Origin of the sequence: Paenibacillus sp. FSL L8-0435, assembly GCF_037965655.1 — a bacterium.
Lineage (GTDB): Bacteria > Bacillota > Bacilli > Paenibacillales > Paenibacillaceae > Paenibacillus.
This window is the reverse complement of sequence record NZ_CP150185.1, coordinates 6,044,212-6,062,576: the sequence shown is the minus strand read 5'-3', so window position 1 is coordinate 6,062,576 and position 18,365 is coordinate 6,044,212. Positions and strand designations below refer to the sequence as shown.

9 protein-coding genes are annotated in these 18,365 nt (G+C 48.2%); all 9 read left to right on the top strand.

From position 1 onward, the window contains the following. Positions 1-14 precede the first annotated feature (14 nt). On the top strand, positions 15-9,122 hold the full coding sequence (locus NST33_RS27045; RefSeq protein WP_339305728.1) for an SDR family NAD(P)-dependent oxidoreductase: 9,108 nt from the start codon (positions 15-17) through the stop codon (positions 9,120-9,122). A 47-nt stretch (positions 9,123-9,169) separates the two neighbouring features. Continuing rightward, on the top strand, positions 9,170-10,015 hold the full coding sequence (locus NST33_RS27040) for a 3-hydroxyacyl-CoA dehydrogenase NAD-binding domain-containing protein (protein WP_221820648.1): 846 nt from the start codon (positions 9,170-9,172) through the stop codon (positions 10,013-10,015). Between the two features lie 83 nt (positions 10,016-10,098). Then, positions 10,099-10,341 carry an acyl carrier protein gene (locus NST33_RS27035; protein ID WP_076212934.1) on the top strand — a complete coding sequence of 81 codons (243 nt, stop codon included), beginning with the start codon at positions 10,099-10,101 and terminating at the stop codon, positions 10,339-10,341. An 80-nt stretch (positions 10,342-10,421) separates the two neighbouring features. Continuing rightward, a complete protein-coding gene (locus NST33_RS27030) occupies positions 10,422-11,579 on the top strand; it encodes an acyl-CoA dehydrogenase family protein (protein WP_260632714.1) in 1,158 nt (385 codons plus the stop codon). Continuing rightward, the gene (locus NST33_RS27025; RefSeq protein WP_339305726.1) at positions 11,576-12,601 is read left to right on the top strand and encodes an HAD-IIIC family phosphatase; all 1,026 of its coding nucleotides are present in this window, start codon (positions 11,576-11,578) and stop codon (positions 12,599-12,601) included. Before NST33_RS27030 ends, NST33_RS27025 begins: the two co-directional genes overlap by 4 nt. Before the next feature lie 30 nt (positions 12,602-12,631). Continuing rightward, positions 12,632-13,891 (top strand): ACP S-malonyltransferase, encoded by a 1,260-nt coding sequence (gene fabD, locus NST33_RS27020; protein ID WP_339305724.1) that lies wholly within the window; start codon positions 12,632-12,634, stop codon positions 13,889-13,891. 109 nt (positions 13,892-14,000) lie between these two features. Beyond that, the gene (locus NST33_RS27015; RefSeq protein WP_339305722.1) at positions 14,001-17,633 is read left to right on the top strand and encodes an amino acid adenylation domain-containing protein; all 3,633 of its coding nucleotides are present in this window, start codon (positions 14,001-14,003) and stop codon (positions 17,631-17,633) included. Further along, the gene (locus tag NST33_RS27010) at positions 17,634-17,903 is read left to right on the top strand and encodes a phosphopantetheine-binding protein (protein WP_221820660.1); all 270 of its coding nucleotides are present in this window, start codon (positions 17,634-17,636) and stop codon (positions 17,901-17,903) included. After that, positions 17,890-18,363, top strand: a complete 474-nt coding sequence (locus tag NST33_RS27005) for a hypothetical protein (protein ID WP_339305720.1) — start codon at positions 17,890-17,892, stop codon at positions 18,361-18,363. The genes NST33_RS27010 and NST33_RS27005 overlap by 14 nt, the downstream gene beginning before the upstream one ends. The last annotated feature ends 2 nt before the right edge of the window (positions 18,364-18,365 follow it).

The following is an 18,365-nucleotide window of genomic DNA, read 5'->3' as shown; positions in this document are numbered from 1 at the left end:
GGAAGGAGAACCCGATGAACCAAACAAGCCAGATGCTGAGAATCATTATTGAGAATGCAGCTGCGGGCAAGATTGATAAGCAAGTTGCCGCCCAACTGCTCAAAGGATTGAAATCGGAGGGGAAGCGAAGCGACTCTGAGGGAATCGCCATTGTTGGCATATCGGCCATGCTTCCGTCTGCGGATAATATCGGCGAGTTTTGGGACAACATCCGTGATCGCTGTGATTCCATTGCCAATTTTCCAGACTCTCGTCGTCAAAATATTGATGCGTACCTCCGATATGCGGGCTATGGAGAGGACATCAAATATAGTGATGGTTCCTATCTGAAAGACATCGATCAATTTGATTACAAATTATTTCGGATACCCCCACGGGACGCGGCACTAATGGATCCTTTTCAGAGGCTGTTCCTGCGAACGGCCTGGAGTGCTTTTGAGGATGCGGGATATGGTGGGAAAAGCCTGGCTGGCAGCCGGACAGGTGTGTACCTGGGATTTGCCAGCAATATTAAGGACAGCTACTTGCGAATGATCCAGGATATTGATATCCAGTTAACTTCGGATGCGGCTGTGGGCAATATTTCTGCCATGATGCCTGCACGAATCTCGTATCTTCTGGATCTGAAAGGCCCTTCGATGGTGGTGGACACCGCCTGTTCATCCTCATTGGTGGCCGTGCATCTTGCCTGCCAGTCCATTCGGAATGGTGACTGTGATATGGCACTTGCTGGTGGATTGCGTGTGAACCTGATGCCTCTGGATACGGAATATTACCGCGGGGGACTTGAAGCATCGGATGGACGGACCAGAGCCTTTGATCATTCATCGGATGGGGCTGGAATCAGCGAAGGGGTTGCTACCGTATTACTGAAACCGTTGAGTAAAGCGCTCAAGGACAAGGACCAGATCTATGCAGTCATCAAAGGCAGCGCCATTAATCAGGACGGAGCTTCCATTGGAATCACTGCTCCCAATCCGGAGGCCCAGGCTGATGTGATATCTAGAGCGTGGGATCAGGCGGGAATTCACCCCGAGACCTTGTCCTACATTGAGACCCATGGAACGGGTACTAAACTGGGAGATCCGCTGGAACTTGAAGGCTTGGAGCTTGCTTTTCAGAAGTACACGGATAAGAAGCAGTTTTGTCCGATTGGTACTGTGAAATCGAATATGGGTCATCCCTATGAAGCGGCAGGTCTGGTCAGTCTGATCAAGGCGGCACTGGTTATCAAAAACCGTGAAATCCCGCCGTCACTTCATTTTGACAGGCCCAATGGACAGATCGATTTCAAGACATCGCCCGTGTATGTCAACACCAGGCTCCGCAAATGGGAAGGAAAAGAATCTCCGATGCGCTGTGCGGTCAGTAGTTTTGGTTTTAGCGGAACGAACTGCCATCTGGTGCTGGAAGAAGCACCGGTTGCCACGGTTGCTGACGCTTCTTATGCGAAAATAGGTCTGGTCGTGTTGTCCGCCAAGTCTGAGCCAGCTCTGCGGGACCTTGTCACAACATATAGCCGTTTAATACAGGAAAAACCGCCCGCCTGCCATCTGCAGGATCTGTGTTATACCGCGAGTGTTGGCAGAGGACACTATAACTTCAGATTGGCTATAGTGGCAGCGAATCTTGCGGATCTGGGACTGAAGCTGCAAGTGCTATCCTTGGCGGAAACGTGGAATGAACCTGAGTCATGGTTCAGCTATGGGGAGCACAAGATTGTACCTGCCAGCAAATCACAGCTGGAACCTGGTGACATGACAGCAGCGTCACGGAAGAAGCTCGATCGACGGGTACAGGAGATTACACAAGGCATTAACCTTTCCGAGTGGAATGATGAGGCAGGCGTATCCGAACTTGGTTCGTTATACGTCCAAGGGGCCGATGTGGATTGGGTGGAACTGTACAAAGGTACGGAGGTGCGTAGGGTCAGTCTACCTGTGTACCCTTTCGAATCTCATCGCTGCTGGATTGATCTCCCTGACGAATTGGTATCCAGTCGTATCGACAGAGGCGCGGCAGTGTCTGAACAAGACACAGAAGAATTTCATTATACGATGCAATGGAGAACTGCTGAGTGGAAACGTACAGGTAGCGGGATCTCCGTTTTACCGGGAACGGTATTGTTGATGGAAGGCAGGTCCGGTGCAGCTGATTCTGTAGCCCATGTGCTTGCACGTACTGGAGTGAAGGTGATTCGGGCAGCCCTGGGCTCTGTTTATGCAGACTTGAGTGATAATCGATATACACTTGGTGATCAGGAGTCAGATTATGACCTTCTCTTTGCAAGCCTTCGGGGCAAGTCGGTGGATCACATCATTCATGTTGGCTGTTCTCTGGATACCGGGCAGTCGGGTATTCAAAGTCTGAATGAATTGCAGAACAGTCAGCGCCGAGGTGTGTACAGTGTGTATTATTTGGTACGTGCTCTGATGAGAAGTGACTTTGCCGAGATTGCTGGTATGACACTGATTGCAATGAATGCTCACCATATTACGGGAGATGAATACGCTCAGCGGCCAGAACATGCGCCATTCCTGAGCTTAAGCAAGGTGTTGAACCGTGAGCATCCGTCCATTTCTTTCCGCTCCTTTGACATAGATGCTGATACCCCTGCAGATGTCTGGATCGAGGAAGCACTGGGGACAGAAGATCAGGGGGACTATCTGATCGCGTATCGTGGTGGACAACGTTACGTTGAAGAATTTACGCGTGTGCAGGTTGCAGGGGATACGCCAATATCTGTACGCCCTCAGGGCGTGTACCTGATTACAGGTGGTGGCGGTGGTATTGGTCTGGAAACAGCGCGTTTCCTGGCTTCCAAAGCTCCCGTGCGTCTGGCTCTGATCAATCGCACCCCGATACCGGAGCGTGTACATTGGGATAACCTGATGAATCAGCCCGGTCAAGCCAAGCTTTGCCGTTTCATTACAGCTGTTACGGAGCTGGAGGCCGCAGGTTCGGAAGTCTCCTGGTACAGTGCGGATGTGGCTGACCGGGAAGCGATGGATCGGGTAATTCGGGATATGCGTACACGTTATGGTGCTATTCATGGAATCATTCATGGTGCGGGTGTCGGTGGAGATCAACTTCTGGTAGATCGAAGTGAAGAACGATTCAGCGAAGTGCTGGCATCCAAAATATATGGTACCTGGAATCTGGACGAACTGACTCACAGTGACGATCTGGATTTCTTTGTGATGTATTCTTCTGTAGCGACGATGTTCAGTGGCGTAACGCAAGCAGACTACGTGGCGGCTAATGCCTACCTGGATGCCTTCGCCGATGAACGTTCCTTGAGAGGAAAACGAACACTCACCGTGAACTGGACAACATGGAAAGAGACGGGCATGTCGGTAGATGCTGGTTTCACCGCAGATACCATCTTCAAAACAGTCCTTACAGCCCAGGCGATAAGAGGTTTGGAACAAGCCATGAACTCCTCCATTCGAAGGGTGCTGATCGGGCAACTGAACTTCAGTGGCGGCGGCGTTCGTTTGCTGGATAAAATGCAGGTTCGATTGTCCACAGAACTCAGTGGCAAAGTGGCTGAATATCTGCAAAGTGCTGCTTCCAAAACGAGGTCGACCAAGAAGGCTGGAAGTACTTCAAGCGGTGAAGTGAAATTATCAGGCAAGATCGAGGGAGGATATACGGCTACTGAACGGCATGTCGCCAGCGTATGCAAAGAAGTTCTGGGATTTGACGAGATCGATATCTATGAGAACTTTTTCGAGCTTGGTGCTGATTCCATTCTGCTGTTGAAAATTCACGCGGGACTTTCCAAAAGATACCCTGGCGTTCTTGCCGTAACGGACTTGTTTGAATTTTCGACGATTCACAAGCTGGCTGAATATATATTCAAGGAACATGGTGAATCGGAAGAAGATACGGTTACTGTACTGGGCGACATGGATGCTTCTGCAACCAGTGAAGAACAGACATCACCGGAAAATGCGAAGCAAGCAGAGACGTGTCCTCAAGATCAGCAGCATACAGGGCAGACGGCTTCCGGGCCATTGTCCGGGGATTTAGCCATTGTAGGGATGGCTCTGAATGTGGCTTCCACAACCGATGTATTCGAATTCTGGGAGCATATTCAAGGCAAGGTGGATCATATCCGTCCTCTCCCGGAACGACGACAACAAGATCTGGACTGGTATTTGCAAAATACAAGGCTGGACCTCCCGGAACTGGATTCCAAAGCGGGAGCTTTTATAGAAGACATTGACTTATTCGATTATTCATTCTTTAAATTATCACCGAAAGAAGCGAGTCTGACAGATCCCAATCAGCGTCTCTTCCTGGAGACCGTGTGGAGGGCCATTGAGGACGCGGGTTACGGCGGCGGGAAACTGGCCGGTTCGGATACCGGGGTCTATTTGGGTTATTCAACAAACACGGTTGATATGTATTCACGATTTATATATGAGACGGATTTGGGCGCTCTGCCGGATGCCGTGGTGGGTAACACACCATCCATTATTCCTGCTCGCATATCGTATTTACTGAACTTGAAAGGGCCAAGCATGTTGGTGGATACGGCCTGTTCTTCATCCCTTACAGCGGTGCATATTGCTTCGCGTGCCCTGTTAAGCGGAGAGTGCAGCATGGCCGCAGTGGGTGGAATCAAAATCTCAACCATGCCGATCACCAAAAAGAACGAAAACATGCTCCAGGGTCTGGAGTCTGGTGACGGAAAGACCAGAGCATTTGATGATGACTCTGATGGTGCCGGGCTTGGTGAAGGCATCGGAGTAGTCATGCTAAAAAGACTGGAGGACGCGCTTAGGGATGGGGATCAGGTGTACGCTGTTCTCAAAGGCACTGCCATGAATCAGGATGGCAGTTCAGCCGGCATTACGGCTCCCAATCCAGCGGCTCAACAGGAAGTCATTACGAAGGCCTGGAAACAGGCAGGTATTCATCCCGAAACGATCACGTACATGGAAACGCATGGCACAGGAACCGCACTGGGTGACCCAATTGAAATTAAAGGCATCCAAAATGCGTTCCGACAATTCACGGATCGACGTCAATTCTGTGCGGTCGGTTCCATTAAAACCAATCTGGGTCATACCTCTGAGGCAGCAGGTATGATCAGCCTGATCAAGGCGGCACTTGCTGTCAGGCATGGTGTGATTCCGCCGAATCTTCATTTTAACCGTCCAAACCGAAATATTGATTTTCATGCTTCGCCTGTATATGTGAATACACGATTACGACCGTGGAAGGTGAAGGACGGACCTCGTCGCTGCGGTGTCAGCGCATTTGGCATCAGTGGAACGAATTGTCATGTCATCCTGGAAGAACCACCAGTGATTAAACCTGTATCTGCACCAGCACGTCCTCATTTGCTGGTATTGTCTGCTCGATCCGAAGAGGCACTTCAGCGGCTGGTTGCTGAATATGTTCGTCTGCTGGACCGAAACGAGCGATATGAACTCGTAGATATGTGCAGTACAGCAAGCACAGGACGGGGGCATTACCCGTTCCGGTTATCACTTATGGTACGGGATACGGAAGGTTTGCTGAATACGCTGAGACAGCTGGAGAACAGATCATTCCAATCCATTGCACTGCCGGGAGTTGAGTTCGGTGAACATCGTACTGTTCCCAAGAGTAAGAAGGATAGGGCAGCTGGTGAAATGACCGAATCGGAAAAATTGGGTCTGAGCCAATTAATGCGTTCGGCCATTCAGAGCTTTGTACAGGATGGACGCGAGTCGGAGTATTTGTTAAAGCAGATTGCCCATCTGTATGTACAGGGAGCAGATGCGGACTGGGAAGAACTGTACGCAGGTGAACATGCTCGCAAAGTCAGCTTGCCCGCGTATCCGCTGGAACGGAAGCGCTGCTGGATCCATATTCCCGAACGTCCACAGCTGCGTGAGGTCTCTATAGAAGAGGCCGCGGCTCCACTGCATTATGCGGCTATGTGGAAAGAAATGAATCGAATATCAATGGATCAGCATGGAGGCAATACAGAGCCGGTTGTGATATTGATGGATAGAAGTGGTATTGCCTCATCCGTAGCCGGGAAACTGGAAGCGGAAGGGCGGCTCGTGATCAAGGTTTACCGCGGAGAGTCCTATACCAATCAAGCCAACGCCGAATTTACCATTCGATCATGTGAAGAAGATTATGAACGGTTCATTCGAGCGGTAGAGCCTTATAAAATCTCGCAGCTCCTTCATTTCTTTGCACTGGAGCAGCATGCGGATGAAGGTACTGTGGGCGAATTGGAGGAGTCGCTTGATCGCGGCGTGTATAGTCTGTTTTATCTGTCCAAAGCGATGTCCAAGATTCATTTCAAACGACCAGTCGATCTGGTACTGGTGACATCTTGTACACAAAGCGTTACAGGCAGTGAGCCGTACATTCGTCCAGAGCATGCACCCATGGTTGGGCTTGGCAAGACTATCTGCCATGAGATGAATCAATTCCGCTGTCGAAGCATTGATATCGATGACGAGACACCACTAGATCAATGGTTGCAGGAAATTCGTGATCCTGACACGTTATATCTTGCCGCTTATCGTAAGGGGCGTCGATATGTCCAGGAGCTGGGTGAAATCCCAATTTCCTTGCTGCCCGACCAACCGATACACATGCGTGAAGGTGGTGTGTACCTCATCACTGGAGGGACAGGCGGGATTGGACTGGAGACGGCGAGTGCATTATCTTTAGCGCCGGAGAAAATCAAACTTGTGTTGATGAATCGTTCACCGTTTCCAGAACGGGCAACATGGGAAGATGTGCTGTCCTCAGGTGAGGAAATCAAGTTAACTGCTCAGATTGGGCGGATCAAAGAGATGGAAGCTCGGGGCGCAGAAGTACATCTATACAGCGTAGATATTGCTGATCCTCTTCAGCTCGCATCGGTGCTAAGCAAGATCAGACAGCAGCACGGACCCGTGTCTGGTATCATTCACGGTGCTGGTGTGGCTGGAGAAGGTTTCCTGATGAACAAAGAACGTGAAGCCTTTGAACGTGTCATGCGGCCTAAAGTGCTGGGGACATGGAGTTTGGATCAACTGACACGTGCGGACCATCCGGACTTCTTTGTCATGTTCTCAACGGCTACAACGTTCTTTAGTGAACCTGGACAAGGAGACTATACTGCTGCCAATGCCTATATGGATTCGTTTGCGGCACATCGCAGGCAGGCAGGTCTGTCCACCCTTGCCGTGAACTGGACCGCGTGGAAAGAAACCGGCATGGCCCGGGATTTTCATGCCAATTCAGATGGGGGATTCAAGGCGATTACGACGGCCAGAGGTATACAGGGACTGCAAGAAGCCATGGGCAAGGATGTAACCCAGGTTCTGATCGGGGAACTTAACCGGGAGGGAATCTATCAGCATGTCTCTGATGACATGCCGCTCATGCTGTTCTCTTCTGACATTAGCGAAGCTATTGAAACCGGACGCAAGGGGAATGCCAGTCGTGCACAGGAAGAATCGGGCGACATGAAGTTGTTGGGCAGGACAGACGAAGATTATTCCATCATTGAGAGCGCCTTAGGTCGATTATGGAGTAAGTCACTTGGGGTCAATGAACTCAGTATTTATGATGATTTCTATGAGCTGGGTGGAGACTCCATCTTGGGTCTCAAGATCGCCAATGGTCTCACCAAAGAGTTGTCGATCCTGGTGAATACAGCAGAGATCCTGATGTATCCAACCATTGCGGAATCGGCTGCTTATCTGGAAGAGTCTTATGGTGTCTCCATCAGCGGAGATTCCGAGGGAGCACTGCCTGTGCTGACTCGTGTGGAGCCCCAACCGTATTACCCGGTTTCTTCTGCGCAGAAGAGATTCGTAGTTCTGGACCGGCTTGAGGGTCAAAATACCAATGCAAACATCCCAAGAGCCTCCATCATGGAGGGAGATTTTGAGCACGGGGCATTTGAACAGATCATTCGCAAGCTGATTCAACGTCATGAATCTTTCCGGACTTCCTTTGAATTTCTGGACGGAATTCCATATCAGAAGGTGTGGGACCAGGTCGACTTCAACGTCGGTTACTCGGAGTCCACTCGGGAACAACTCACCGAGAAGCTCCTTGGTTTCGTGAAACCTTTTGAGCTGGATCAGGCGCCTTTGTTCCGCTTTGAGGTGGTTAAGCTTGATGATCGTGTACACGCCGTATTTTTTGACATGCACCACATTATTACGGATGGCATGTCGATGGACATCATTATGCAGGAGATCATAGATCTGTATGAAGGGCGTGAGCTGAAACCACTCACCATCCAGTACAAAGATTATGCGGTGTGGCATAATGCCTTGCTCTCTTCCGGTGCTCTGCTCAAACAGGAAGAGTATTGGCTGAATCTGTATGAGGATTCTATCCCGCAGCTCAAATTGCCTACCGATTATCCTCGTCCTTTGGCTAATGAATTCGAAGGAGATCAGGTTGTATTTATCGGCAATGAAACATTGACTATGGATCTGGATCGCATGGCTGCCAAGACAGGAACAACCTTGTTTATGTTGCTGCTTGCAGCGTACAACGTGTTGCTTTCTAAATATGCAGATCAGGATGATATCGTTGTAGGCTCTCCCATTGCGGGCAGATCTCACGCCGATCTGGAGGATGTTGTTGGTGTGTTTATTAACATCATCACGATTCGTACCAAACCAAAATCCGGGAAAACATTCCTGGAACTGCTGGCTGAAGTTAGGGAAGCTGCCTTGAAATCTTACGAGAATCAACAGTTTCAGTTCGAGGATCTGGTGCGGAAGCTTAACCTGAACAGAGACAGACACCGCAATCTTTTATTTGATGCGATGTTTGCACTTCAGAATGTAGGTACAGTGGACGTTACAGTCGGCAAATTCACCACAACTCCGTATGAGTTTGGAGCTGCGGAAAGCCGTTATGACGTGTATCTCGAAATCATCGAGAAACATGACAAGCTGCGATTTAATCTGGAGTATCGGACCAAGCTCTTCAAACGGGAAACGGCGGAGAAGATGCTTCACGATTATGTAGCGCTGCTGCAACAGTTATTGCTTCATCCGGAACAGAAGCTTGGTGAGATTGAACTGGAAAGCAGCAAGCATATGCTGGTTTCTTACGATTCAGCCGCAGAAGATCTTGATTTTAATTTCTGATCAGGGAGAGCACGGCTTCTCCCCCACAAACAGGAGGAACAGGGACGATGAAGAAGATCGGGGTAATTGGAGCAGGGGTGATGGGCCGCGGTGTAGCCCAGAGTTTTGCACAGACAGGTCATGAAGTTGTCTTGGTGGACATCAAGGATGAAGTGCTGGAGATCGCCGGAGAAGAGATCTATAACAATATCCGAATGCTGAAGTTATTCAAGAAAGTAGAGGGACTGGAAGACCCGGAGATTATTATGGAGCGCATCCATATGACGACGGAACTGGAGATGCTTCGTGAAGCGGATATCATCGTTGAAAATGTGAATGAACAGTGGGACATCAAAAAGGAAGTGTACGGCCGGATCGACTCGATTTGTCATGAGGCATGCATATTTCTGGTGAACACTTCATGTATCTCGATTACCAAAATTGCGGCATTAACTAAACGGCCTGATCGGGTCATTGGTACCCATTTTATGAATCCGGTTCCCTTGAAATCAGCCGTTGAAGTGATTAAGGGGATGCATACCTCGGAACGTACCATTGAAGAAGTAACTGAACTATTGTCATCGATCGGTAAAGAGACGATTCTGGTTAACGACTATCCCGGATTTGTCTCAAACCGCATTTCCCATCTGTTTATGAATGAAGCTGCTTTTGTTCTTCAGGATCAGGTGGCTACAGCACGTGAGGTGGATGATATTTTTGTTAAATGTTACGGCCATACGATGGGACCTTTGGAAACTGCGGATTTAATTGGCTTGGATACCGTTGTGGATTCTCTTGATGTGCTGTATGAGAGCTACCAGGACCCAAAATTCCGTTGTTGTCCTTTACTGAGAAAGATGGTGCACGCAGGACAGACCGGAAGAAAATCAGGGGAAGGTTTCTATAGTTACTAATCAACGACATGAATAATTCATGGCATAAACAAGCTTTATTGCGTATTCAAAACCATTTTAATGAGGGAAAGGGAGTTATACACATGGAAGAAGTTAAAGGTAGAGTTCGCAAGTTTTTGGGTCGTTTTTTCAAAAAGCATGAGCTTCAGGACGACGAGGACATCTTTGCCCTTGGTTTTGTGAATTCGTTGTTTGCGATGCAGCTGGTTATGTTTCTGGAGAAGGAATTCTCCATTCGTGTCGACAATAAAGATCTGGATTTGCAGAACTTCAAGTCCATTAATGCCATCGTTGAGCTTATTGAGAGCAAGACGGTCAGTTCCTAAAAGCCGCCGATTCTCTCCCCAGTACAGTGTGAAAAATGTGCATTCATCCGGTCCCATTATAGGAGGTTAACGTGTTGAAAATGGAATTGAGCGAACAGCAGTTACACTGCAAGCAGGATGCTGCATCATTTACCAATCAATATATCGTCCCGTACGCAGGCTTGCACGATAGAGAAGAAAGGCTTCATCCAGAGGTGATCGACTCGCTGAAATCCTCAGGTTATCTGGGTTCTATGATTCCTCGGGAATATGGAGGTATGGGGCTTGATCCGATATCGGTTGGGGTGCTGAACGAGGAGATCGGAAGAGGATGTTCATCCGTACGAAGTCTGCTTACGGTTCACGGTATGGTTGCCATAGCCATTCAGAAGTTTGGTTCTGAAGAGATGCGTTCCTATTGGTTGCCACGTCTGGCCTCGGGTGAAGTCATTGGAGCCTTTGGTTTGAGCGAACCCGGAGTTGGTAGTGATGCCAAAAGCATCGAGAGCGTAGCCGAATTCAATGGCGAAGGATATGTGTTGAACGGGAAGAAAAAGTGGATCACGATGGGTCAGCTTGCTGACCTATTTCTCATCTTTGCCCAGGTGAATGATAAACCAACCGCGTTCCTGGTGGAACGGAACAACCCAGGATTGAAGATACAGCCGATCAATGGGATGTTGGGGGTTAAAGGCTCGATGCTGGCGGAACTGCATCTGGAGCATGTTTACGTTGAATCCGATCGTATGGTGGGGAGTTCAGGTATAGGTGTCTCTATGGTGGCCTTGCATTGCTTGGATTATGGTCGTTATACCGTAGCTTGGGGCTGTGTTGGACTGGGACAAGCCTGTCTGGATGCTTCGCTGAGTTATGCAGGCAGCCGCCATCAGTTCGGAGTCCTCCTGCAGGAAAATCAGTTAATTCAGAAAATGCTGACGGAGATCATAGTGGATGTGAAAGCGGCGCGGCTTTTATGTTATCAATCCGGATATCTGAAAGAAGTGATGGACCCGGATTCCATTATGGAAACCTGGACGGCGAAATACTATGCGGCAGATATGGTCAACAAGGTAGCGCACCGTGCGGTACAGATTCATGGAGCCAAGGGCTGTAGTGCGGAGTATCCGGTGGAGCGATTTTACCGGGATGCTCGTGTGAATGAGATTATCGAGGGCACCACACAAATGCATGAAATGGTTATTGCTTCATATGCTGCGAGTACCTATGAATCCGTACAAGAGGAGGCTGTTCTGTCATGAAAAAAATAAAATGTGTAATCTGGGACTTGGACCATACGATTTGGAACGGAATTTTGCTGGAGGATGAACAGGTCACGCTGAAAGAAAATATTGTGGAAGTTATCTGTACTCTGGATGAACGAGGAATTCTGCAATCGATTGCCAGCCGTAACGATCATGAACTGGCGATGGCCAAGTTGGAAGAATTCGGTCTACGCGAATATTTTATCTATCCACAAATCAATTGGAATGCCAAATCCCGATCGGTGAAAACCATCGTGGAATCCATCAATATCGGAATGGACACGATTGCTTTTATCGATGATCAGCCTTTCGAACGTGAGGAAGTATTATTCACTCACCCCGACGTCCTCTGTATCGATGCGATGGCCTATCTTGAATTAACAGATATGGATGAGATGAAGCCACGTTTCATTACCGAGGATTCTGCCTTACGCAGAAAGATGTATATGAATGATATTGCCCGCAATGAGAAGGAGGAGGAGTTCGGAGGTACTCAGGATGAATTCCTGGCCTCCCTTGGCATGATCTTCACGATCTCTGAAGTGAAGGAAGGGGATCTACAGCGTGCAGAAGAACTGACGGTCAGAACACATCAACTGAACGCCACAGGCTATACCTACTCTTACGAGGAACTCGATCAATTCAGGTATTCTCCACGCCACAAACTGCTGATTGCAGGACTGGAAGACAAGTACGGTACGTATGGCAAAATCGGCCTGGCGTTGCTCGAATTAAATGACGAAGTGTGGACACTGAAACTGCTGCTGGTGTCCTGCCGCGTCATGTCCAGAGGAGCAGGTACATTGCTGCTGCATCATGTGATGCGTATGGCTAAAGAAGCGAATGTCCGTTTGCAGGCCGAGTTTGTATCAACAGATCGCAATCGTACGATGATGATCACTTACAAATTTGCCGGATTCCGTGAGATTGAGCAGAACGGAGATTTTTATTTGTTTGAGAGTGATCTAAGCATGATCCAGGATCAGCCTGCATATGTGTCCATGGAAGTTATCGCGTAACTCCAATCTAAGAGGCGAGGTGTTTAATCAATGGAAAAAATAGCATTTCTGTTTCCAGGGCAAGGTTCTCAATATGTAGGGATGATGAAAAACTTCTATGATCAGTACGAGATTGCAAGACAAACGTATGAAGAAGCCAACCATATTCTGGGCTTTGATTTGGCCAAATTGAGTTTTGAAGGCAGCCTTTTTGATCTGAACAAACCTTCCAATATGCAGCCGGCATTGTTGACAGCGAGTGTGGTTGCCTATCGTGTCTACATGGAGGAGATCGGGATCAACCCGCAATTCTGCGCAGGCCACAGCCTGGGTGAGTATGCAGCTCTAGCGTGCTCCGGTGCTATGACATTTGGTGATGCTGTGCGGATCACCAAGCGACGCGGAGAATTGACGGAACTTATCACAGATGAAGCAGATGGAGCCATGACCATCATTGATGGTGCCGATGAGGAGATGATCCGCAGAGCCTGCGAGCAAGTGTCAACCGATACGGCTTGGTCTGCGATTTCCTGTTACAATGCTTCGAGCCAGTATGCCATATCCGGTCATCAGGATTCGATTGAACAAGTGGAATCCATCCTGCTGGACCAGGATGCCCAGACAACCCCGTTGATGATGAGTGCGCCGTTCCATAGCCGCTTGATGGAGTCGGCTGGTGAACAGCTTGGGGTGGAACTTGCCAATTATCGTTTCCATCCATTCAAGTGGCCTGTCGTATCCAATGTTACCGCCACGCCATACACCGAAGCCGGGCGAATTACGGGACTTCTCCAAAGGCAGCTGTCCCAGCCGGTCAAGTGGGCACAGACGATGCAATATCTCAAGAAGCATGGAGTTACGCTGACGATTGAACTTGGACCCAAAAATGTCCTGAGCGGACTGGTAGAAATGGATAAGCTCGGTATGAAGTCTTTTGCCTACGGACAGAAAGAGGATCGTAAAGCACTGAAAGAGTTACTGGATCAGGCTGTTGTATCCAGACCGAGACCAACGGTAGTAACGAAATGTATGGCTGCGGCTGTAGCTACACCTAATCGGAATTGGGATCAGGAGGAATATCAAAAAGGAGTCGTTGAGCCATATAAACAGATTCAACAGCTTCAAGAGGAGCTTGAGGCGGCGGATCAGGCCCCGACTACGGAGCAGATGAAACAGTCGCTGGAATGGCTCGGAACGATATTCGAAACCAAACAAGTAGAGCAGGAAGAACGGGATGACTGGTTCCACCAGATCCTGGACGAGACGGGGCAGTATTATTTGTGGAGTGACCTGAAAGTTACTACGGCATAAACAAGCACGTGTACAACAATCAACCGGCAGGACAGGTGTGATCAACACTTGTTGTGCCGGTTTACTATGTATTCGGGGTGAGATCATGGATATCCATCTACTTAATGTTATGATGTCGAGTGATAAATTTAAGGAAGAACGAGCGTATTGGCAGAAACAACTAGATGGCGATATTCATATTGGAACGTTGTTTGATGGAATTCTGCAACCTTCGATACAGACTGGAGAACCCAACGTACAGATCCTTTCCTTATCCTTTCCAGATGAATTGTCCGCAAGATTGATCCGCATGAGTGGGGGGTCAAATTTGGCGTTGTATATATTGCTCTTATCGGGATTTCAACATCTGTTGTATCGTTATTATGGACATCAAGATATGTTGCTGGGTATGCCCCTGACTCCAGAACAAGTCGAAGATTTTCGAAGTTCCCACTTGCTCGCAATTCGTGGAAAAGTAGACGAGACAGCATCGTTCAGACAATTGGTATTACATACCAAATCTGAAGTCATGTCCGCCCGAACGTACTGGCATTTTCCTTACGATAAGATGGCAGAGAAGCTGGGGCGGCTTCCCGAGGAGTGCGAGTTGAAGACGGTCCTGTATATGAAAGGAATCCATGAGGAACCTATTCTGGATGAAGGAGCCCATTGTTCACTGGCGTTTGACCGGGTAGATCAACGACTTCAGATGACTCTCCGTTATGGTGCCATATCCCTTGAATCCAGCCAACCTGAGCGTTTATGTTCCCACTACATACGATTGCTGGAACAGACAACAGCCTTACCAGACCAACCGCTATCCATGAGTCAGCTCCTTTCTCTGGAAGAGGAGAATGAAATCATGGAAAGATGGAACAGGAGTCCACGTTTGTTCCTGCCGGAGGCACGTTCTGTCTGTGCTCTATTTCTTGAACAAGTAAACAGAATACCCAACCAGACTGCGGTTATAGAGGGAGATCGCCAGATTTCGTATCAGTCTCTGGAGGAGCAATCCAATCAGCTTGCCCGTCTCCTGATTGCTTCTGGGGTGACTGCGAAGAGTCCAGTCCCCGTTATGATGGCAGGCTCCATGGAGTTAATCATTACAATCCTGGCGGTGTTCAAAGCAGGAGGAACCTATATTCCTCTTCATCCTGAATATCCCATGGAGCGTATACGCCATATTTTAATGGAATTGGATGCCCGCATTATTCTTACGGGACTGTTGGAAACGAATGTACATCGAGCTTTAGAGGAGATGACATTGGCTATGCCTTCAGGCTCAGGCATAGAAATGATTGAGCTGGATGCTGCCCCATGGAGAATAGAAGATGGAAGTGGTTTAAGTTTCGTACCCGACATGAATGGTCTAGCCTACATTCTGTATACGTCCGGCTCAACGGGTGAGCCCAAAGGGGTCGGAGTAGAGCAACGAAATCTGAGTGCATACGTGAACGCTTTTCAAGCCGAGTTTCAACTAAATTCAACAGACAAGGTGCTTCAACAAGCAGCGAGTACCTTTGATACTTATATGGAAGAAGTGTTTCCTGCATTAACTGCCGGGGCAACACTGGTTATAGTTCAACGAGAACAACTGCTGGATATCCACGGACTGGTGCAGTTACTGGACAGACACAAGGTCACCCTTGTCAGCACTACACCTCATATCCTGAGGGAACTTAACCGGATGCCCAATCTTGCGAGTGTTCGCACCATTATCAGCGGTGGAGATGTATTGAAGATAGCGGATATTGGACATCTGCTCACCTATACCAATGTATACAATACGTACGGCCCCACCGAGACGACGGTATGTGCACTCTATGAGAAGCTGTCATCAGAGACTGTTGATCCGATTCCAGTGGGGCGCCCTATTCAAGGTTATTTTGTGTACATTGGAGATCGTCATGGACGAATGTTGCCCGTAGGCGTACCCGGAGAAATATGTATTTCGGGCAACGGGGTGTCTCGCGGGTACATAGGATTGCAGGAATTGACAGATCAGAAGTTTGTCGAGTCACCGTTTGTTGAAGGAGAGCGGATGTTTCGCACAGAGGATATAGGAATGTGGACAGCGGAAGGCCGCATGTTGTTTCTGGGAAGGATGGACAAGCAGGTTAAGGTCAGGGGTCATCGGATTGAATTGGCAGAAGTAGAGCGACATCTGAACCGTTACGGTCCAATTGACGAATGTGTTGTACTGACGACCGGAGTCGAAGGTGAGAAGGTGCTGACCGCTTATATTGTGGCCGATACGGAACTGTATGTCATGGATATTCGCCAATACCTGATGTCATTGTTGCCCGAATATATGCTGCCTTCAAGATATATTCAAATATCACATATGCCGCGAACGATCCATGGGAAGATAGATACACGAGAGTTATTGAACCAGAGGCAGTCATTACATTTTGGCATGAACTATGCACCGTCTACGAATGAGCTGGAGCACCAACTGGTGCAAGTTTGGCGTACATTGCTGGAGATGGAACGGATCGGTATTGACGACGACTTCTTTCAGCTTGGCGGGCACTCCCTGCTTGTGATCCGAATGGAGGTTGAACTGGAGAATCTCGGTATTCGGGTCCTGCCTTCCATTTTGTATGACAATCCCACCATAAGGATGCTTGCAGCAGTTCTGGAAGAGAATCCCGGGCTTGCCGATTCATATGAAAGTGAAAATAACGGACAGCCATCTGGCGTGGTAAAGATTAACAAGACGTCTTCATCATTGGGTATGGAGCATTCACAGCTAGCCCATTCCGGTGGATATCAGCCTTTTAACGAAGTCTTTTTCAAATTATGCTTCTATAACTCTCTATTTCCCATTGTATTGCAACAGAACAAAAGCATACATCCGTTTTTCATCCATCATGTGGATGAGTATCTATGGTCTGAGAATAAGCAATTTCTTGTGAATGGTTTCTTCTCCTGTCGCAAGGATACAGACATTCTGGGCGATCTGGGCATTGGTTATGAAATGGTAAAAGCTAGCGAGGACATTATACAGGATGTCAGTCGAGCGGTTCTGAATGCCAAACCGGTTATTGTCTGGGCTGACGTCTACTACACATCCATACGCAATGATACGTATCTCAAAAAGCATATTCCACATACCTGGCTTGTATACGGTGCTGATCCGATCAACCAGACGTTTACCGTGATGGAGCATAAGCATCATGATAACTTGTCGTATGAAGAACGAATTGTTAGTTACCAGGATCTGTCGGATAGCTATCATGGCTATATCGAGCATTTTAATATGGAAAATCACACCTTCTATACGTTCTACAATAAGCATTATCCGGTGATACATCAAAGAGATGCCAGTTCGAAACAGTTGGAGGCTTACTGGAAGATCTATGTGGATCATATTGAAGAGCAACAGGAGCGGATAGAGAACAGTCTGGCAAGACTGGAGGAGAGTGTGCCACAGTTTGAGGCCGTTGTTCAGGATCAACATGTGGTGTCTTCCATAGCGGAGGATTGGGTCATTTCGCTTCATAAATTGATTAGTGCCAAAAAGGCCGAGGTGTATCGTTGTGCCAATCTAACTGGCGCGGATTCCAGATTGACACATATTCGTGAGCGCATTGTCATGGAGTGGAGTGACATTCGCGCAGTTCTGGCCAAGTATGTGCTTACTTCTTCATATAAACCAACATCATTTCATAAACTCCCTGAGATATACAGAAATATAAGTGTGCTTGAACGGGAGTATTACGATGAGTTGGTTAAATCTCACATGATGGGGAGGATCTGAATGAGTGAAATCATGACATTGGAGACTCAAATAATACAGGTCATCGACAAGGTTATGGAGTATGGAACGGATATTCAGATGGATCAAGCCTGGGGGGAACTTGGAACGAATTCACTCGATTACATTAAAATTGTGGTGGAGATGGAGAAAGTATTCAACATTGAGATAGACGATGATCAATTGGCATTTGTGCAAACCGACACCATAGCCGATTTCAGGGATTACCTGGTCAGCCTCATTGAAGGAGATTCGGAACATGAGCCGGACTAAACGAATAGGACAGATCTGGTTCCGGCTTTCGATTCAATTACCCGTGGCTGCACTTATCATTATTGGATTAACTGTGACAGCATTAGTGACGTTAGCCATGCAATTCCATACGACCTCCTATCTGCGCAGTGAGACGGCAACGGCAACTGCAGGGTCTGAATCACTGCAAGGGGAGGATGTCAAAGTACACATTATAGCTGAATTTACAGAAGAGCCTATTACGGGGTTTCAGAAGGGTGACTCCTTGATCTGGTACACAGAGGAACAAGGTAAACGTTACGCTGCCCAGATCCTTGAGGTTAACCAGGACCCCACATCATCTACGACTCGAATTACAGCTGAAGGTGTATGGAATGAAAAGCTGGCGGAGCGGATGAAGTTATCCCATACAACCGAGTTCTCGATTGTTACCGAGGTACAATCCCAGAGCCAGACCGTACTTGAGAGCTGGATATCCTAGAG